The sequence below is a fragment of the Microbacterium sp. cx-55 genome (assembly GCF_021117345.1).
Classification (GTDB): domain Bacteria; phylum Actinomycetota; class Actinomycetes; order Actinomycetales; family Microbacteriaceae; genus Microbacterium.
On the sequence record NZ_CP088261.1, the window covers coordinates 2,044,075 to 2,063,074 of the forward strand.

Genomic DNA, 19,000 nt, shown 5'->3' on the forward strand with positions numbered 1-19,000 from the left:
ATGACCGCCGCCGATCTCGCCGCCTACGTCTCGCCGGGTGCCGCCCTAGGTGCCCCGGTGCTGGCGTTCGTCGGCAAGTGCTGGGGGGAAGCCGAAGCGCTCGTCTCCCAGCGGATCGGCGGCGCTACGGTCCCGCCCGTCATCAAGGAACGGGCAACACTCGAGGTTGGTGCCGAGTTGTTCCATCGCCGGCAGGCTCCGAACGGTATCGCCCAGTTCGCCACGCCTGACGGCGGAGGGGCGATGCGCGTCTCTCGTGACCCGATGGCCGCCGCAAACGCGATCCTCGCGCCGTTCGTCGGACGGGGCATTGCGTGAACCTCAAGGCCGAACGGGAAGCGATCGCGACAACGCTCGCGGCGGGCTCTGGTCTGACCGCTTTCGCATTCGTGCCGGCGAACCCGATTCCGCCGCTCGCCATGGTGCTCCCCGGCTCGCCCTACCTCGAGGGCGGCGACGTGTACGGCTCCAAGACGCTGAGGGCTGACGTGTGGCTCGTGCTCCCCGGACTCGGCGACAACCAGACGCAATCCGACAGCCTCGACACCCATATCGAGGCGGCAGTCGCCGCGCTCGAAGACGACGACCTCGCAATCGAGAACGTCGGCCAGCCGATCGAGTGGAAGCCCGACGCGGGCGGCATGCACCTCGTCTCGATCATCTCCATCAGCACGCAGATCGCCCCTTAGAAAGGCTCCCTCATGACCAGCACCCGAATTCGCGGCAAGAAGCTCCGCCTGACCCTCGGCACGCCCGGGGAAGAGGTGTGGCAGGACGTCACCAACGCCCGCATCGAGGCCGACGACCTCGATACCCCTACGTTCGGCGACATCGCGGACGGCTCCGCCCAGTTCTTCCTGCGAGGAACCGCGATCCAGTCGACCGACGCTACGTCGTTCTGGCGCTACGTCTGGGACAACGCTGGCGACCGCGTCGCGTTCGCGTTCGCCATTCACGGCAACATCGAGCCCAGTGTCACGCAGCCCCACTTCGTGGGATACCTCACCGTCGGTCGCAAGCCCGGACTCGGCGGCGACGTGAACTCCACCGCCACATTCGAATTCGAATGGGAGATCGACGGCATGCCCGCCCTGGACGAGGGCGCCTGACCCTCTCGTGACCTTCCCTCGGCTCGGCGCACGCTCGACACCCTCGATCACCCTCGAGGGTGTCGAGCGTGCCGTCGAGCTGACGAGTTGGAAGATCACGAGCGAGGACGATGACGAGACGCTTGTCGACCCGAACCCGGAACAGGTGTACTACCTCGAGGGCGAGGCTTACCAGAGCACTGCGAGCGGCTCGTTGTGGGGGTTCACCCGCCACCGCTCGGGCGATGTGGTCGCCTTCACCGTTCGTCCACACGGCAACGCGATCCCAACCGTTGATCAGCCTCACTATGTGGGCGATCTCGTTGTCGGTCCCAAGCCCGCGCTCGGCGGCGACTCGGGAGCTCGCTGGTTCCCGTTCGCGTTCGTCTGGCGCATCCTCGGCGAACCGCTTGAGGTAACCGAGCCGCTCCCCGAGCAAGACCCGGACGAGTCGCTCGACGGCCTCTACCTGATCCCGGAGCCCTCATGAGCGACGACCTCGAGCTAACGGCCGGGCCCGGCCGCGTCCGCGTGCAAGGCCTCAAACGCACGCTTCGCCAGCTCTCGCAGGCGGGCGCTGACGCTGAGGACATGAAGTCGCTCATGCACGAGCTTGGCGAGATCGTGGTCAAAGCCGCGAACCCTCCCGAGCGTTCCGGCACGCTCGCCGGCACCATCCGCGCCGGTCGCGGCAAGACAAAAGCCGTCGTCCGCGCAGGCGGCGCCAGAGCGCGTTACGCCGGCGTCATCCACTACGGCTGGCCGGCACGCAACATCGCCGCCCGCCCCTTCCTCACTGACGCGCTGCAATCCCGGCGCGCCGAAATCTTCCGCACCCTCGACCGAGGACTCGCGGACATCCTCAGGCAAAACGACCTGACCTAACGAGAGCGAGAAATCTCATGGCAATCGACTTCAACACCCTGACGATGGGCGAGATCGCACGCATCGAGAAGCTTGGCGGCGTCCCCGTCTCCACTTTCGCGAGCGGCAACGTTCCCCTCGGCGCCCCGATGGCCGCGCTGGCCCTTGTCCTCAAGAACCGCGAGGACAAGGCCTACACGTGGAACGACGCGCAGTCGCTGACCTTCCCCGAGGTCGCGGCCATCCTCGGCACCGATACCGACGACACGGACACCACCGCCGACGCCACTGCGCTCGAGACGCGCGAAGACGCTCCCGCGCTCGAGGAGTGAACGATCTTGAGGAAGACCGGCTCGCCGACATGGCGGCGTTCGTGGTCGCCCTCAAGTGGACTCCCGCCGACTACTGGGCGTTAACGCTGGCCGAGCGAGAGGCCATCGCCCAGGAACTTAAGCGGCAAGCCCGCAGCGGCTAACCGCCCCACGACTGCCCGCCCGGAACTCGCACCGGGCGGGCACCCCTTAGGAGTCACATGGCCGGCCAGGCAATCGCGATCTCGGTACTCGCGGACACCGCCCCGTTCTCGAAAGCGATGAAGAACGTCGGCGTCGGCGTCGGCGTCGCCCTGGCAGCGGTCGCGGCCGGTGTCGTCGCCCTCGGGGTCGAGGCCTTCAAAGCCGTGGCAGAAGTGGAGCGACTTAACGCACAGACCTCCGCCGCGCTGCAGTCGACGGGCGGCGCCGCACAGCGCTCCCTAGAGCAGATCACCGGACTCGCCGACTCGCTCGAGCGCATGTCGGGCGTCGAGGCCGAGGTGATCTCGGGCGCCCAGAACATGCTGCTCACCTTCACCAACATCAAGGGCGACAACTTCGACGCAGCTACCAAGGCCGCGCTCGACATGTCGGTCGCGATGGGCACCGACATGACCTCGGCCGCCACCCTCGTCGGCAAGGCGCTGAATGACCCGGTGAAGGGCATCGGCGCTCTATCGAAGGTCGGCGTACAGCTCACCGCCGAACAAAAGGCGATGGTCGAGCAGTTCACGGCCGTGGGCGACGCGGCCGGCGCTCAGGGCGTGATCCTGGGCGTCTTGGCCGAGCAGTTCGGCGGCAGCGCCGAAGCGTTTGGCGGCACCTTCCTCGGGACCGTCGAGAAGGTCAAGAACTCGTTCGGCGCCGTCACGGAGGCGCTCGTTGCAGGGCTCCTCCCCTCCGCCACCAGCGTGCTCAGCAAGGTCAACGAGCTGTTCCTCGCGATCGGCAATTCGCCTGTATTCGCGGCGATCATCGAGAACATCAATGGCTTCGTGTCTGCACTGTTCGCGGGCGAGGGCCCGATCGCCGACTTCGTCGGGCAGGCATTGACCCTGGCGACGAGCATCTCGCCGCTCGGCATCGTCTTCGCTGCCCTCGCACCGCTACTCCCTCAGCTCGCCGCGCTGTTCACCACCCTGGCCGCATCGCTGGGCGGGGCACTCGCGGAGATCCTGCCGACAATCGTCAACCTCGCCCACACCCTGGCAACGACTCTCGGCGGAGTCCTGGCGGCGGTGCTCCCCGTGATCGCAACCCTGCTGACCACGTTGGCCGGAGTCTTCGCGACGCTCCTCCCGGTGATCGCCCCCATCGTCCAGATGCTTGCAGGCAACTTGAACGCGGCCATCTCCGAACTCGCGCCCGTCATCGGCGTCGTAGTGACCGCGCTCGGCGGAGCGCTCGGCAGCGTGCTTCAAGCTCTGAGCCCCGTGCTCGTCCTAGTGGCTACCGTCTTCGGCGAACTGGTGAAGGCGGTTATGCCGATCGTTGGCGCAGTCATGCCCCTCGTCGCGGCCCTGCTGACCCTCATCGAGCCAATCGCGCAGCTCATCGGCGCAATCCTCCCGCCCGTCATCGATCTCTTCATGACCTTGCTGTCGCCGATCCTGGCGTTGATCGCACCGCTCGTTCAGCTACTCACGCCCGCAATCGAACTAGTGGCCGGCGTCCTCGGCGTCGTGGTCGGTGCCATCGCCACGGCAATCACTTGGCTCGTGGATCTCGTCACCGGGAGCAAGAAGGGCGCCGCGGGCTTCACGAAGCCCTTCGAGGCTGTCGGCGGATTCTTCAAGGGTGTCATCGACAACGTCTTCGGCTTCTTCAACGACCTCCCCAACCGCATCGGCACACTGTTCGCGGGTGCCGGTAGCTGGCTCATCAACGCCGGCCGCGACATCATCAACGGGCTCGTGAAGGGCGCCGGCCAGCTCCTGCCGCAGATCGGCAAGTTCTTCCTGGACATGGTGCCCGATTGGATCGTCGGCCCCTTCAAGGCTGCGCTCGGCATCCACTCCCCCTCGCGTGTCTTCCAGCAACTCGGCTCGTTCACCGTCCAAGGCCTCGCCGTGGGCCTCGGGCAGCTCTCCCCCGTCGAACGTGCGATGGACGCGCTCAGCGGCGCTGTAAGCGGCAACTACACTCCGTTGGCGGGTGTCGGCGCCCCGACGGTCCGCAGCGATGCCCGAGGAGCGCTTACGGCGCCCAAGGCGGCAACCGCTGCCGCACCCGGGATGGTCGAACTCTCCCCGTTCGATCGACAGCTACTCGTGGACATCCGCAACAGCATCGGCATCACGATCGCCGAGCGCTCGCTACAGAGTGTCGTGAATGGTGGGAACAGTAACGCGTCCCAACGTCGCGCGGGTTGAGTCGACGCGCCTTCGCGGGCGCGTCAGTGGGAGCGGCCATGATTGGCGGATGGTGCTTAATCGCAATCCGCCGCCGGCAAAGCGGCCTTCGAGCTACTTCCACGAGCGTTTCGGATTCGCGACGCTGTACCTCGATGACCTGGACGCTGTTGAGCGCTACCTCTCCACACGGTGTGAGTCGGTGCAGATCGCCGCAGGACGCGCCACCGCGGACAGCGCAAGCGACCTGGTTAGCGCTACCCCCAAAGAGCTCGAGTCGCTGCGGTTGGAAACGAGATCACCCGCCATCACCGTCACGCTTGCGCCGGAACACAGCGGTGTGGCGACGTGGGAGGACTCAGATCGTGCGCGGACGCTAGTTCGCGACGTTTCAGCCCTTCTTCATGGGCACCAATCCACTGGCGCTTTCATCCTGCACATGGGACCCGTGGCGCTCCTCGTCCCTCTCTCGACGCTGTCCCTTCTCGTGCTCGTGATTCCTGCGTTCTCCGATCCGGCACTGTGGAATCAAGTACTCACGTGGACGCTTCTAGTCGTCGGATTCGGCTTCCTTACGTGGCTCAATGTCCGGACGATTTCCCGCCGTTGGCGCCACGGCGGTGTTTTGTTCCGGCGACGCACGCGCTCGGAGGTCGATGGCGCGAGGCGACCGAATATCGTGCTTGCAGTCGTTTCCATCGCATCGGCGGTCGCGGGTGGCGCGGTAACCGCGTTCATTCAGTGGATGCTCACCGGGGAGCCGGGTAGCTGACGAGATCATCCCCTCTAGAATTGCCCCAGCGAGTGCCAGATGCGCCGACGTTTGCCCACGATCTGCCCACACTTCCCCGAGAACTGACGTGATCGGAGGTTGAAGATAGTGACTCAAATTAGGGATCTAATCAGGCATAAGCCGTAGAAGGCGGGACGAAATCTAGCACCCGGTTAGATTTCAAGTCCCACCTTCCGCACGGGGATGCCGCGTCAGCGCCGCACCCTGCTCCGCCGACCACCCATCTGACGGGAACGCAGTGCACTCCATCGGTCTCATCCCCTGGCTCGGCCCAACGACCCTCATCGAGGCCGCCGGCCCCTGGGCGCTCGTGGCCGTCGGGTTCATCGTGTTCGCCGAGACGGGCCTGCTCGTCGGATTCCTCCTTCCGGGCGACACCCTGCTGATCATCTCGGGCCTTTTGTCGCACTCCACCGCCACCGCCCCGAACGGCATCTTCGGCGTGAACGTCTGGGTCGTGGCGCTCGTCATCGGGCTCGCGGCGTTCGTCGGAGGAGAGGTCGGATACCTCATCGGGCACAAAGCGGGCCCGGCGATCTTCGAACGCAAGCAGTCGGGGCTTTTCAGCACCAAGAACGTCGAACGCACCAACGCCTTCTTCGAGCGGTTCGGCGGCGTCACGGTCATCCTCGCCCGGTTCGTGCCCGTTGTTCGCACCTTCGCGCCCGTCGCCGCCGGTGTCGGCCACATGCCCTGGCGCAAGTACTCGCTGTACAACCTGATCGGCGCGCTCATTTGGGGCGTCGGCCTCACCCTCATCGGCTACCTCATCGGCTACATCCCCTGGGTCGCCGATATCGTCACCAACTACATCGATGTCATTCTCCTCGGCGTCGTCGCGATCACGGCCGCCGTCACGATCTGGCACTACTTCCGCGAGCGCTCGAAGGTCAAGAAGGAGATCGCCGAGGGCCAGGCCCCGGTCGCCGAGGGCGAGACTCCCGTCGTCTGACGGGTATCGACCTCACGACGCCTTCGCGTCCGCCTTCTTCTTCGCCGCGGGCTTCTTCTTCGACGCGGATGCGGCAGACTCGCCGTCGTCGCCCTTCGCCGCGCGGCTGCGCTCGACGCTCGCGCGCAGCGCCTCCATCAGGTCGATGACCTCGCCGCTCGACTCTTCGGCATCCGATTCACCGAAGGTCTCGGCCGTGTCGAGGCTCTCGCCCTTCTCGAGCTTCGCGTCGATGAGCGTACGCAGCTCCTCCTGGTAGTCGTCGCGGAACGCCGCCGGATCGAAGTCGGCCGAGAAGCTGTCGACTAGAGCGGCCGAAAGCTGCATCTCCTTGTCGGAGATCTTGACCGACTCGTCCAGCGACGGGAACGCTGCCTCGCGCACCTCGTCAGCCCACAGCAGCGTCTGCAGCACGAGCACCTCTCCGCGCACGCGCAGGGCAGCGAGCCGGGTCTTCTGGCGCAGCGAGAACTGCACGATCGCGGTGCGATCGGTCTGCTCCAGTGTCTGCCGCAGCAGCACGTAGGCCTTCGGTGAGGTCGAGTCCGGCTCGAGGTAGTACGCCTTGTCGAACGTGATCGGGTCGACCTGGTCGCTCGGCACGAACTCGACGACCGTGATCTCGCGCGACTTCTCCGACGGCAGCGACGCGAGGTCGTCCTTCGTCAGCACGACCGTGCGCTCGCCGTCGTCGTATGCGCGATCGATGTCGCTGTAGGCCACCACCTCGCCGCAGATCTCGCACGTGCGCTGGTACCGGATGCGGCCGCCATCCTTGTGGTGCACCTGATGCAGCGACACGTCATGATCCTCGGTCGCCGAGTACACCTTGATCGGCACGTTCACCAGTCCGAACGTGACCGCGCCCTTCCAGATCGACCTCATACCCGTAGTTAAGCGGGGATCCGCACCCCACCGGTAGGGCTTGCGGGTGCGGATGCGGGTGGCGCCGGCATCCGCATCCGCACCCTCCCGACCGCGAGACGGGATCTTCGCGCCGAGACCGTGGGGTAACCCCGCTGTCTCGGCGCCCCGATCCCGTCTCGCGGAACAAGGCCGGCCGCGGCACGCGGCGGGGGAATCCGAGAGCGCGCGGCACAATGGGCGCATGGCGACGCAGGAGCAGACCGTGACGATCGAGGGTCGCCGTCTGCGCCTCAGCCGGCTCGACAAGGTGCTCTACCCCGCGACCGGCACAACCAAAGCCGAGGTCATCGACTACTACGCGCGCATCGCGCCGCTCATCCTCCCGCATCTCGACGGTCGTCCGGTCACCCGGAAGCGCTGGCCGGACGGCGTCGGCGACGCGGATGCTGCCGAGCCGATCTCGTTCTTCGCGAAAGACCTCGAGCGCGGCACCCCGGACTGGGTCCCGCGCACCGGCATCACTCACTCGACCGGGCTGAAGCACTATCCGCTGGTGCGCGATGTACCCACGCTCGTCTGGCTGGCTCAGACGGCGAGCCTCGAACTGCACACGCCGCAGTGGCGGTTCACGGTCGACGATGAACCCGGCGCCCCCGACCGGCTGGTGCTCGACCTCGACCCCGGGCCTGGTGTCGGCCTTCGCGAGTGCGCCGAGGTCGCCCGGCTGGCGCGCCGCATCCTTGACGACATCGGCCTCGCACCGCTCCCCGTCACGAGCGGGAGCAAGGGCATCCATCTCTACGCCGCGCTCCCCCCGGGCCACACGAGCGAGCAGGCGTCCGCGCTGGCGAAGGAGCTCGGGCGATCGCTCGAGGCCGATCATCCCGACCTCGTCGTCAGCACCATGTCGAAGTCCGCCCGTCCCGGACGGGTGTTCGTGGACTGGAGCCAGAACAACGGCAAGAAGACCACGGTCGCGCCGTACTCGCTGCGCGGACGCGCCCGACCGATGGTCGCCGTTCCCCGCACGTGGGACGAACTCGACGACCCCGACCTCGCGCACCTCGACATGGCCGCGGTGCTCGAGCGCGCTGGCACCCTCGGTGACCCGCTCGCCGCTTTCGGGTTCCGTGACGGCCAGCGCGCCCGCGAACGCGCTCCGCTGCGCACCTACCTCGCGAAGCGTTCCGCCGATCGCACGCCGGAACCCGTGCCGGACCACCCGCGGGCCGAGGGCAGCCTGCCGATCGGAGATCCGCGCTTCGTCATCCAGGAGCATCACGCCCGCCGACTGCACTACGACCTGCGTCTCGAACGCGACGGCGTGTTCGTCAGCTGGGCCGTGCCGAAGGGCGTTCCCGAGGCGACCGACCGCAATCACCTCGCCGTCATGACCGAAGATCATCCGCTGTCGTACGGCACGTTCGAGGGCACGATCCCCGCTGGTGAGTACGGCGCGGGCACCGTCGAGATCTGGGACGCCGGCACCTACGAGCTCGAGAAGTGGCGCGACGACGAGGTCATCTTCACGCTCATCGGCCGCGAGTCCGGCCCCCTCGGTCGCGCGCGCCTCGCCCTGATCCGCACCGACGGTAGCGGCGAGAAGTCCACGTGGTTGCTGCACCGGATGAAAACGGACGCGGCCGGCGCCGCCGCCCCTCTCGTTCCCACCCGCGAGGCTCCCGCATCCGCCACGCCCGCATCCGTCGCTCCCCCCTGGCCGGACGCGCTCTCCCCCGGTCGCCTGCGGCCGATGCTCGCCGAGAACGGTTCCCCGGCGGCAGCCCGCAGCAGTGCCGGCCGATGGTCGTCCGAGTGGGCCGAGATCAAGTGGGACGGTATCCGGGCGCTCGCGTTCTGGGATGGCACGCGGATGCGGATGCGCGCGCGGAGCGGCACCGACATCACCGATCGCTACCCCGAGATCACCGGAGCCGCCGCGATCCTCGGGCCGCATCCCGTGGTCCTGGACGGCGAGGTCGTCGCGTTCGATGCCGGCGGCCGCCCGAGCTTCACCCTGCTTCAGAACCGAATGCACCTGACGAAAGCGGCGGAGATCCGCGCGCAGGTTGCCGCGACCCCGGTGCGCTTCCACGTCTTCGATCTGCTCGCCGAGGGCGGCGAGGACCTAACCGGACGCCCCCTGAGGGAGCGCCGCGGACGCCTCGACGCGCTCCTCGCGGAGGGCGACCCTGTCCTCACCGCGCCGCCCGCGTTCGACGATGTGGATGCCGCGCTCGCAGCGAGCGCGGCGTTTCATCTCGAGGGAATCGTCGTCAAGAACCCCGACGGACGTTATCGACCGGGTGAGCGCAGCGCGGACTGGATCAAGGTCAAGCACGTCCGCACGCAGGAGGTCGTGATCGGTGGCGTGCGTCCGGGCCACGGCGGCCGGAGCGGCAGCATCGGGTCGCTGCTGATGGGCATTCCGACGCCGGAGGGTCTGCACTACGTGGGCCGGGTCGGCTCCGGCTTCAGCGAGCGCCTGCTCGCCACACTCGCCGAACGGTTGGCGGCGCTTCGCACCGACGACACGTCCTTCATCGACGTTCCGGATGCGGACGCCGCCGACGCGTGGTGGGTGCGTCCGGAGCTCGTGGGCGAAGTGGCCTACGCCGAAGTCACTCCCGACGGCCGGCTGCGCCACGCGCGCTGGCGCGGGGTGCGATCGGACAAGTCAGCGAACGACGTGCACGACGAATCCTGAGCGATCCGCTCAGGCGTGCGCGTCGTGCTCGACGTGCCCCGCCGGCTCGAGCTGGAACGTCGAATGCTCGACGTCGAAGTGCGACGCCAGGCAGCCCTGCAGCTCTGTCAGGATGCCGTCCGCGCGCCCCGACGCGTAGCATCCGGCGTCCACCTCGACGTGCGCGGAGAAGACAGGGGCGCCTCGGGTCAACTGCCAGACGTGCACGTCGTGCACACCGACGACCCCCGTGGTGCCCAGGATGTGCTCGCGGATCTCGCGCACCTGCATCCCCGCGGGCGTCGCCTCGCTCAGGACGGACGCCACCTCGCGCAACAGCCCGATCGCGCGCGGAACGATCATCGCGGCGATGAGCAGCGACGCGATCGCATCCGCCGGCAGCCATCCCGTCACCAGGATGACGACGGCGGCAATGATGACGGCGACCGACCCGAGCAGGTCGCCGAGCACCTCCAGGTACGCGCCGCGCACATTGATGCTCGTGCGCTGCGCGGCGCTCAGAAGCCACATTGCGATCGCGTTCGCGATGAGCCCGATGGCGGCGACCGCGAGCATGAGGCCTCCGGCCACCTCCGCCTCCCCGGGGTTCAGAAGGCGGGTGATCGCCTCGAATGCGACCCAGAGCGACAGACCGATCAGGATGATGCCGTTGATGAGCGCACCGAAGACTTCGGCCCGCTGATACCCGAACGTGCGCCGATCGTTCGCCGGACGGGCAGCGACGGTACTCGCGATCAGTGCCACGATCAGCGCCGCCACATCCGTGAACATGTGGGCGGCGTCGGCGAGCAACGCGAGCGAACCCGACAGCACCGCCCCGACCACCTGCACGACGAATACGACCGAGGTGATGCCCAGAGAGATCGCGAGCAGCCGGCGATTGCCGGCGCCGCGAACCCCGCCAGGAGCCGGTGCGTGATCGTGCATACGACCAGGCTACGGTCGCGGGCCCGCCCCACGGGGGAACCTCACGCAATCGGGAACGAGACTGAGAACCACTCTCTCCCGCGCACCGTCCGAGCGCCGGGTCACGACGGGGCGCGAACCTCGCGTCAGCCGGCCGCCTCGCGATCCGCCCGCGCACGCCGCACGATGGCGCGGATGACGTCGGTCTTCGCGTCCGCGTAGTCGTTCATGTCGTCCCACGGCCTCGCGAGCAGCTCTCGCTTCGTGCGCTCGTAGAGCGCCCGTTCGCCCGCATCCGAACGCAGACGATCGCGGAGGAGCAGGTAGTCGTCGATGGCGAGCGCCCCTCGCGGGTAGATGTGCACGTGCACGTCGCGCCCCGGGGTGCGGACGAGACGATGCCCCGGTTCGCGCACGCGCAGCTCGTAGCCCGCGGCGAGAAGCGGGAGAAGGAAGGAGCCCTCATCGGTGATGTCGGGCACCGCGACGACGATGTCGACGATCGGCTTCGCCGACAGTCCTGGCACGGAGGTGGAACCGATGTGCTCGATGTCGACGTCGGATGCGGCGAGCGCCTCGCTGATCCGATCGTGATGCGTCCGGAAATACGCGGCCCACGCCGGATCATACGGATGCAGAGCGACGGTGATCGCTTCCGGCCCGCCCACGAGCTCCACGCCGGTGACGTCGGGTCGGGCCGGGCGGCCATGATCGTTCACCGGCTCATTCTCTCAGGGCCACCCGCCGCGCACGCCTCGGGCTCAGAGCTGCGCGAGCAGCGGGCCCAGTGCCTCGAATGCGCGGGCGCGATGCGAAGCCGCGTTCTTCTCCGCCGCCGACCACTCACCGACGGTGCGCTCCGCATCCGTCGGCTGACCATCGGGGATGAAGATCGGGTCGTAGCCGAAGCCACCGGGCCCGGCCGACGACAGCGCGAGTCGTCCGGGCCAAACCCCCTCGACGACGTGCTCGTCCGCGCCGGGAACGACGAGCGCGATCGTCGACACGAACTGCGCCGAGCGATGCGGGTCGGCGACATCCGACAGCTGATCGAGCAGCAGGTCGAGGTTCGCGGCCGCATCCTTCTTGTGTCCCGCCCAGTAGGCCGAGAAGACCCCGGGAGAACCACCCAGCACGTCGACGCAGATGCCCGAATCGTCGGCGAGGGCCGGGAGCCCCGTGTGTGCGGCCGCCGCGCGGGCCTTGATGAGCGCATTCGCCGCGAACGTGACGCCGTCCTCGACCGGCTCGGGGCCGTCGTATCCGACGACCTCGAGGTCGGGGCGCGTCGCCCGCACGATCGCCTGGAACTCCTCGACCTTGTGCGGGTTGTGCGTCGCGAGCACGATCCGCGCGCTCATCAGTCGGACTCGGCGAGCGCGGCGGTCTGCAGGTCGCGGAGGTCGGCGCAGCCGTTGACACCGAGTTCGAGCAACGCATCGAGTTCGCGCTTGTCGAACGGCGCGCCCTCGGCCGTGCCCTGCACCTCGACGAACAGACCGCGGCCGGTGACGACGACGTTCATGTCGGTCTCTGCGCGCACGTCCTCGACGTAGGCGAGGTCGAGCATGGGCTCGCCGTCGATGATGCCCACGGAAACCGCCGCGACCGAGTCGAGCAGCACGTTCGACTTCTGGCCGATGAACTTCTTCTTGCGACCCCATTCGATGGCGTCGGCGAGGGCCACATACGCCCCGGTGATCGCGGCGGTGCGAGTGCCACCATCCGCCTGCAGCACGTCGCAGTCGATGACGATCGTGTTCTCGCCCAGCGCCTTCGTGTCGACGACCGCCCGCAGCGCCCGCCCGATGAGGCGCGAGATCTCGTGCGTCCGGCCGCCGATCTTGCCCTTCACGCTCTCGCGGTCGTTGCGGCTGTTGGTCGCGCGCGGCAGCATCGCGTACTCCGCCGTCACCCACCCCTTGCCCTTACCGGTGAGCCAGCGCGGCACGCCGTTCGTGAACGAGGCGGTGCACAGCACCTTCGTGCCGCCGAACGAGATCAGCGCCGACCCCTCCGCCTGGGCGCTCCATCCGCGCTCGATCGTGATCGGGCGAAGCTGGTCGACGGTGCGGCCGTCGGTGCGGATGATGTCGGTCATTTCTCTCCTCCAGGAGCGAGCGTGTCCCACTTTTGGTCGGTATGCGGTGGCCGAAGCGGCAAAAAGTGGGACATGAAGCGGGATTTTTGGGACATGGTTCGGCCGGGGGTTCGGCCGGGGGCGGGGTGGGGCATCAGCAGGGGCATCGGTAGCGCGCGGCGGGCCGTCAGCGGGGCAGATCGATCGCGCCGGTCTGCACCAGCTGAACGGCGCTGACCTCGCGCCCCATCAGTCGGTGCGCGAGACGGATGAAGTCATCCGCCGACGAGCCGGTGGCCTCGTAGACGTGGCGGGCGACCGCATCCGGGCGCGCCAGCAAGTCGCGCGACACGAGCTGCCGGTAGACGTCCTTCGCGGTCTCGGAATCGCTTGAAACGAGACTGACGCCCTGGCCCATCACGTAGCTGATCGCTCCCTCGAGGAACGGGTAGTGGGTGCACCCGAGCACGAGCGTGTCGACGCCGGCGTGCCGGAGCGGCGCGAGGTACTCCTCCGCGACGCCCAGGACCTCCGGGGTATCGGTCACTCCCGCTTCGACGAAATCGACGAACCGCGGGCAGGCCTCGGCGAACACCGTCAGGTTCGGGTTCACCTCGAGCATGTCCTGATACGCCCGGGACCCGATCGTTCCGGATGTGCCGATCACACCGATCCGGCCGTTTCGCGTCGTCGAGATCGCGGTACGCACCGCGGGACCGATCACCTCGACCACCGGCACGTCGTAGCGCTCGCGCGCATCGCGCAACATGGCGGCGGATGCGGTGTTGCACGCGATCACGAGCATCTTCACGCCCTGTTCGACCAGGGTGTCGAGGATCTCGAGCGAGTAGCGGCGCACGTCCGCGATCGGCTTCGGACCGTACGGAGATCGCGCGGTATCGCCGATGTAGACCAGCGATTCGCGGGGCAGCAACTGAGAGATGGCCCGGGCGACCGTGAGCCCGCCGACCCCGGAGTCGAAGATCCCGATCGGCGCGTCGTCCACGAGAACCCACCCTACCCGCGCTCGGTAGAGTGACCGGCATGCCCGCCTCTACGGCTCTGCTGACAGACCGCTACGAACTGACCATGCTCGAGGCCGCTCTCCGTGACGGCACCGCGACCCGGAGATGCGTGTTCGAACTCTTCGGGCGCCGCCTGCCCGGCGGCCGCCGGTTCGGCGTCCTCGCCGGCACCGGCCGCCTGCTCGGAATGCTCGAGGACTTCCGGTTCGGCGACGACGAACTGCGCTACCTCCGTGACCACGGGATCGTGGATGCGGCCAGCCTCGCGTACCTCGAGTCCTTCCGGTTCACCGGCTCGATCACCGGCTACCGCGAGGGCGAACTGTACTTCCCGGGGTCGCCGGTGCTCACCGTCGAGGGCACGTTCATCGAGGCAGTCGTCCTCGAGACCCTCGCCCTCAGCGTGCTGAATCACGACTCCGCCGTCGCGACCGCGGCCGCGCGAATGTCGATCGCCGCGGGTGATCGCCCGCTCGCCGAGATGGGATCGCGGCGAGCCTCGGAGCACTCGGCCGTCGCTGCGGCCCGCGCCGCCTACATCGCCGGCTTCGATGCGACCAGCAACCTGGAGGCCGGTCGCGTGTGGGACGTCCCGACGATGGGCACCGCTGCGCACGCGTGGACGCTCCTGCACGACAGCGAGGAAGAAGCGTTCCGATCGCAGATCGCCGCCCAGGGCCTCGGCACGACGCTGCTGGTCGACACCTACGACATCCGCCGCGGCGTCGAGACGGCGATCCGCGTCGCCGGCCCGGGGCTCGGCGGCGTGCGGATCGACTCCGGCGACCTTCCCGTCGTCGCCGCGGAGGTGCGCGCGCTCCTTGACGGACTAGGCGCGACGGGCACCCGCATCACCGTCACGAGCGATCTCGACGAGTACGCGATCGCCGCGCTGGCGGCCTCACCGGTCGACGCGTACGGCGTCGGCACGTCGGTCGTCACCGGATCCGGCTCACCGACCGCCGGGATGGTCTACAAGCTCGTGGCACGTCAGGGCGCCGACGGCGGATGGGTTGCGGTCGCGAAAGCGTCTGCCGAGAAGGCCTCCACCGGGGGGCGCAAGGCCGCTTTCCGCCGCCTCGTCGGTGGCGTCGCGACGGAGGAGACCATCGTCGTGGCCGACGGTTTCGAGCCCATGGAGACTGCGGCGCAGCATCCGGATGCCCGGCCACTGCAGGTGACGTTCGTGCAGGGCGGCGAGATCGACACGGAGTTCACGGGGCCGGCCGGAGTTCGCGCAGCTCGGACGCATCATCGCGTCGCACGGGCCGAACTGCCGGTCCAGGCGCAGGGGCTCAGCCGCTCGGACCCCGCGATCCCCACCGTCTTCGTGTGAGAACCGGTCAGAACTGCAGGGACTCGTAGATCTCTTTGCACTCCGGGCAGATCGGGAACTTCTCCGGGTCGCGGCCCGGGGTCCACTTCTTGCCGCAGAGGGCGCGCACGGGCTTGCCGCTCAGCGCCGACTCGAGGATCTTCTCTTTCTTCACGTAATGCGAGAAACGCTCGTGATCGCCGGGTTCGATACTCTCCTCGCGGATGAGCTCTTCGAGCTCGCGGTCGAGAGTGGCGATTCCGCCCTGGTCGGGGCTGTCGAGAGGCGTGCTCATGGTCTGCCAGTGTAGCCCGAGCCGAGTACCGATGGCCCGGATGCGGTAATCAGTAGGCCGCTTCGACGAACTCCATGAGGGCGCCCGAACGGCGCTCGAACAGCACGGCACCGATCGCCAAGCCCACCGCGAAGACGACGACGCCGGTGACGATTCCGGAGACGAGGGCCACCCCCGCGTAGCTCGGATCGCCGGTGACGGCGAGCCACGCCCACCAGAGGGTCGGGATGCTGACGACGAGGGCACCGAGCATGACCAGCGCCTGCCCGGCGAGACCGGCGGAGCCGGTGCGCTGCGGCTGCTGGAACGGGCTGTCTCCCGGTCGCGAGACGGCATAGGGCGCGGCCACCGACGAAATCGAAGACAGGCCCAGGGCGGCGAGGAAGAGGCTCGCCGTCACCCCGATCAGAGCCGGGAGGTGCGCCCAGCGCCCGTTGACGGCGATCGCGAGCGGGATGACGATGGCGAACGCCGGGATGCCGATCACCAGGATCGGCACGAGCCGGCCGACGCGGTCGGAGATGCCACGCACTCCAGAGGCGATGTGCAGCCAGACGGCGGTGGAGTCGTACGCGAGGTCGTTGTGCGGCAGCCAACCGAAGAACAGCGCGATGATCGGCACAGGAACGAGCGCGACGATCTCCGGCGGCACTCCGGCGATGATCAGCGGAACCGTGGCGAGCAGAGCGGCGACGGGCACGACGAGGATGTTCACGCCGTATCGCCGATCGCGCAGCCAGTAGGTGAGGCTCCGGGCCGCGATAGCGCCGGTCGGCGTGCCCGGGGTGACCGAGAACCATCCCATCGTGCCGCGCGCACGACCTGCGGTCGGACGATCGATCGTGCGCAGGCTCCGCGCGACGAGTGCGAACCACGCGGCGGTGAGCAGAGCGATCGTGGCGAGTGCGACGGCGACAGCGGTCGCGACCTCCCCGGTCTGCCCGGCGATGGCCGCGCCCGGGAGTCCCCACGCGGCGCCCACCGGGGTGAAGGTGAGTATCCACGCGGCGGCGGTGAGCTGCGACGGCACCCGGTCGCCCCAGTCGAGGGAGGCGAAGAACACGCCGACCGGCAGCACCACGACCAGGAGCGCGAGGATGAACAGCCCGGTCAGTTCGCGCGATCGACGCTCTCCGCCCAGTGCGGCAGCGACCGCCGCACCGACTCGCGCCAGCAGCAGGCAGATCAGAAAACCGAGCAGCGGACCCACGACCGCCCACGCCCCCGCTCCGCGCTCCGCCCACATGACGCCGATGGAGACCGAGATCGCGGCGAGGGCCAGCATGGGAACACTCACGACACTCGCAAGCAGGATGCTTCCGGCCAGCGGGCGGGGTGAGAGGCCGAACGTCACGAACCGCCGCGGATCGAGCGGATCGGAGGCGCCTGAGATCGGCGCCGCGAGGGCGTAGCCGACGGCGATCGCCGAGCCGCCCAGCACCGTCACCACGAACGCCGCGATGGCCGACACCGCGCCGAGCGCGGTGATGCCCCAGCAGACGACCCCGACACCGACGACGATCGCCAGGAAACCAGCGATGGCACGGAACCGTTCTCCGGGCTCGCCGCGGAGCGCACCGAGCAGCAGCGCGAACCTCAGTCGGAGAACGTGTGCAGCCACTCCAGGCCCTCCACCTCGTTCGATCCGCCGGTCAGCTGCAGGAAGCGCTCCTCGAGCGTGCGCTCACCACGGACCTCGTCGACCGTGCCCTCGGCGAGCACCTGGCCCGAGACGATCACCGCCACGCGGGTGCAGACGCGCTCGACAAGTTCCATTCCGTGGCTGGAGAGGAGCACGGTGCCGCCGTGATCGACGTAGGTGGAGAGGATGTCGAGGATGACGCCGCTCGAAACCGGATCGACGGCTTCGAAGGGCTCATCGAGCACGAGCAGGCGCGGCGAATGGATCATGGCTCCCGCCAGCATGACCTTCTTCGTCATGCCGGCCGAGTAATCCGACACCGGTCGCCCGAGCGCAGTCGTCAGGTCGAACGCCCGACCAAGATCGGCCACGCGGCGATCCACCGTCGACGAATCCAGACCGCGCAGCAAGCCGCTGTACGAGAGCAGCTGACGGCCGGTCAGCCGGTCGAACGTGCGGAGCCGGTCGGGAAGCACACCGATCAACCGCTTCGCCTGCCGCGGCTTCGCACGGGCATCGAGGCCTGCGATCCGTACGCTCCCCGCATCCGGGCGCAGCAGGCCCGCGATCATCGACAGCGTGGTCGTCTTTCCCGCGCCGTTCGGCCCCACCAGTCCGTAGAACGACCCCGCGGGTACGACGAGGTCGATACCGGCGACCGCCATCGTCGCCCCGAAGGACTTGCGCAGCCCCGACACTCGAAGCGCCGGCTCGCCGGCGGCGTCGGCCTCCGCATCGCGTTCTCTCGCGGCCGGCAATTCGGTCACCTCGGCGGCAGCCACGAAGGTGTCGTCGGATGCGGACTCCTCCGGTTCGGGGAGCGGCACGGGCTCGGGCTCGACGACGGGCTCGGGCTCGGCGACGGGCTCGGGCTCGGGCTCCGCGACGAGCTCTGGCTCAGGCTCCACGACGAGCTCAGGCTCCACGACGAGCTCAGGCTGTGGCTCGGGCTCAACGACAGGGTCCGGCTCCACGATCGGCTCGAGCTCCGGCTCGACGAGCGTTTCGGACTCGACCGCCGGTACCGCCTCGGCCGGGTTCTCTTCGGCTGGGCCCGGAACGGTGACGCGATCGAGGCGTTGAATCTCGACCGTGTCGTCCGGCTCGAGCTCGGGCTCGGGCTCACGCTTCGCCTCAACCGGCGCCGGCGTTGCGACGGCCGCGACGACGGCCGCAGGCAAGGGAGGAAGCGGCGGACGCGGGGGAAGCGGCGGACGCGGCGGGATCACGAAAGCATCGACGGGTGTCGACGGCGCATCCGCATCCGCATCCGCATCCGACGGTGCGACTGTCACCGCATCGCCCGGCCCGTCAACGCTCTCCGCCGGCGCGTCTGCGGCCACGGGGGCGGGCGCGGCAACAGGAGCGGAGTCGTTCGCAACGACCGGCTCATCGACGACCGCGTCGACGTTCGCCACGGATGCTGCGGCCGCAGGACGAGTCGCGGGCGTGCGCGGAGCGGCGGGCTTCTTCGTGGCGGCAGCGGGGCGCTTCGTTGCCGCGGGACGCTTGGGCGCGGGCTTCTTGGCACTCGCGGCGGCCGCGCCGGTGCGCGGGGTGCGAGCCGGAGCCCGACCGCCCGCGGCGGGGGTTCGCGGAGCACGCGGGGCGGGCTTCTTCCTCGGCTCCGGGGCGGCCGGAGCCGCCTCGGATTCGACACCCGGAACGCTCGGCGAAGCGGCCGAATCATCGGTCGTTGGCACGTCGGGGCCGGGAGTGGAATCGCTCACCGGTCCACGGTACCAACCTCGTCTGACACGTCCGTGTGCCGCCGCGACGATCGTCGTCCATTGTCACGAAA

At 68.6% G+C, this 19,000-nt stretch carries 21 protein-coding genes; 12 read left to right on the forward strand and 9 right to left on the reverse strand.

Annotated elements, in window-relative coordinates:
- The 10 genes from LQ938_RS09695 to LQ938_RS09740 all read left to right on the forward strand — a co-directional run bounded on the left by LQ938_RS09695 (position 1) and on the right by LQ938_RS09740 (position 6,362).
- Entirely contained in the window at positions 1-318 is a 318-nt protein-coding gene (locus LQ938_RS09695; RefSeq protein ID WP_223720793.1) for a hypothetical protein, read from the forward strand.
- On the forward strand, positions 315-689 hold the full coding sequence (locus LQ938_RS09700) for a hypothetical protein (protein ID WP_223720792.1): 375 nt from the start codon (positions 315-317) through the stop codon (positions 687-689). The genes LQ938_RS09695 and LQ938_RS09700 overlap by 4 nt, the downstream gene beginning before the upstream one ends.
- Before the next feature lie 12 nt (positions 690-701).
- Positions 702-1,109, forward strand: coding sequence for a hypothetical protein (locus tag LQ938_RS09705; protein WP_223720791.1), 408 nt, complete (start codon positions 702-704; stop codon positions 1,107-1,109).
- 7 nt (positions 1,110-1,116) lie between these two features.
- Complete coding sequence (locus tag LQ938_RS09710; RefSeq protein ID WP_223720790.1) at positions 1,117-1,578, forward strand: hypothetical protein; 462 nt, start codon at positions 1,117-1,119, stop codon at positions 1,576-1,578.
- Positions 1,575-1,973, forward strand: coding sequence for a hypothetical protein (locus LQ938_RS09715; RefSeq protein WP_223720789.1), 399 nt, complete (start codon positions 1,575-1,577; stop codon positions 1,971-1,973). The genes LQ938_RS09710 and LQ938_RS09715 overlap by 4 nt, the downstream gene beginning before the upstream one ends.
- Before the next feature lie 17 nt (positions 1,974-1,990).
- Positions 1,991-2,284, forward strand: a complete 294-nt coding sequence (locus tag LQ938_RS09720; RefSeq protein ID WP_223720788.1) for a hypothetical protein — start codon at positions 1,991-1,993, stop codon at positions 2,282-2,284.
- Positions 2,281-2,427 carry a hypothetical protein gene (locus LQ938_RS09725; protein WP_223720787.1) on the forward strand — a complete coding sequence of 49 codons (147 nt, stop codon included), beginning with the start codon at positions 2,281-2,283 and terminating at the stop codon, positions 2,425-2,427. The genes LQ938_RS09720 and LQ938_RS09725 overlap by 4 nt, the downstream gene beginning before the upstream one ends.
- A 57-nt stretch (positions 2,428-2,484) precedes the next feature.
- Positions 2,485-4,638: a phage tail protein gene (locus tag LQ938_RS09730; RefSeq protein WP_223720786.1), complete on the forward strand. Its 2,154-nt coding sequence runs from the start codon at positions 2,485-2,487 to the stop codon at positions 4,636-4,638.
- Between the two features lie 49 nt (positions 4,639-4,687).
- A complete protein-coding gene (locus tag LQ938_RS09735) occupies positions 4,688-5,389 on the forward strand; it encodes a hypothetical protein (RefSeq protein ID WP_223720785.1) in 702 nt (233 codons plus the stop codon).
- A 259-nt stretch (positions 5,390-5,648) separates the two neighbouring features.
- The gene (locus LQ938_RS09740) at positions 5,649-6,362 is read left to right on the forward strand and encodes a DedA family protein (protein WP_231341316.1); all 714 of its coding nucleotides are present in this window, start codon (positions 5,649-5,651) and stop codon (positions 6,360-6,362) included.
- Positions 6,363-6,374: 12 nt separating this feature from the next.
- Here LQ938_RS09740 and ku read toward each other — a convergent pair whose 3' ends face one another.
- Entirely contained in the window at positions 6,375-7,247 is an 873-nt protein-coding gene (ku, locus tag LQ938_RS09745) for a non-homologous end joining protein Ku (protein WP_223720783.1), read from the reverse strand.
- 223 nt (positions 7,248-7,470) lie between these two features.
- Between ku and LQ938_RS09750 the strand changes: the two genes are divergently transcribed.
- Positions 7,471-9,936, forward strand: coding sequence for an ATP-dependent DNA ligase (locus LQ938_RS09750; protein ID WP_223720782.1), 2,466 nt, complete (start codon positions 7,471-7,473; stop codon positions 9,934-9,936).
- Between the two features lie 9 nt (positions 9,937-9,945).
- On the opposite strand, the gene LQ938_RS09755 is transcribed toward LQ938_RS09750, so the two are convergent.
- The 5 genes from LQ938_RS09755 to murI form a co-directional block, all read right to left on the reverse strand.
- Positions 9,946-10,863 carry a cation diffusion facilitator family transporter gene (locus tag LQ938_RS09755; RefSeq protein ID WP_223720781.1) on the reverse strand — a complete coding sequence of 306 codons (918 nt, stop codon included), beginning with the start codon at positions 10,861-10,863 and terminating at the stop codon, positions 9,946-9,948.
- 125 nt (positions 10,864-10,988) lie between these two features.
- Positions 10,989-11,561: a GrpB family protein gene (locus LQ938_RS09760; RefSeq protein WP_223720780.1), complete on the reverse strand. Its 573-nt coding sequence runs from the start codon at positions 11,559-11,561 to the stop codon at positions 10,989-10,991.
- Positions 11,562-11,603: 42 nt separating this feature from the next.
- Positions 11,604-12,203: an RdgB/HAM1 family non-canonical purine NTP pyrophosphatase gene (gene rdgB, locus LQ938_RS09765; protein ID WP_223720779.1), complete on the reverse strand. Its 600-nt coding sequence runs from the start codon at positions 12,201-12,203 to the stop codon at positions 11,604-11,606.
- Positions 12,203-12,943: a ribonuclease PH gene (gene rph / locus LQ938_RS09770; protein WP_263317276.1), complete on the reverse strand. Its 741-nt coding sequence runs from the start codon at positions 12,941-12,943 to the stop codon at positions 12,203-12,205. The genes rdgB and rph overlap by 1 nt, the downstream gene beginning before the upstream one ends.
- Positions 12,944-13,109: 166 nt before the next feature.
- Positions 13,110-13,928, reverse strand: a complete 819-nt coding sequence (gene murI, locus LQ938_RS09775) for a glutamate racemase (RefSeq protein ID WP_223720778.1) — start codon at positions 13,926-13,928, stop codon at positions 13,110-13,112.
- A gap of 38 nt (positions 13,929-13,966) precedes the next feature.
- Between murI and LQ938_RS09780 the strand changes: the two genes are divergently transcribed.
- Entirely contained in the window at positions 13,967-15,283 is a 1,317-nt protein-coding gene (locus tag LQ938_RS09780; RefSeq protein ID WP_223720777.1) for a nicotinate phosphoribosyltransferase, read from the forward strand.
- Between the two features lie 7 nt (positions 15,284-15,290).
- Here the strand turns inward: LQ938_RS09780 and LQ938_RS09785 are convergent, their stop codons facing one another.
- The 3 genes from LQ938_RS09785 to LQ938_RS15500 are packed head-to-tail and all read right to left on the reverse strand — an operon-like array spanning position 15,291 to position 18,929.
- Positions 15,291-15,557: a DUF3039 domain-containing protein gene (locus LQ938_RS09785; protein ID WP_223720776.1), complete on the reverse strand. Its 267-nt coding sequence runs from the start codon at positions 15,555-15,557 to the stop codon at positions 15,291-15,293.
- 49 nt (positions 15,558-15,606) lie between these two features.
- Positions 15,607-17,178 (reverse strand): hypothetical protein, encoded by a 1,572-nt coding sequence (locus LQ938_RS09790; protein WP_223720775.1) that lies wholly within the window; start codon positions 17,176-17,178, stop codon positions 15,607-15,609.
- Positions 17,154-18,929 carry an ATP-binding cassette domain-containing protein gene (locus tag LQ938_RS15500; RefSeq protein WP_308116154.1) on the reverse strand — a complete coding sequence of 592 codons (1,776 nt, stop codon included), beginning with the start codon at positions 18,927-18,929 and terminating at the stop codon, positions 17,154-17,156. Before LQ938_RS15500 ends, LQ938_RS09790 begins: the two co-directional genes overlap by 25 nt.
- Between the last annotated feature and the right edge of the window lie 71 nt (positions 18,930-19,000).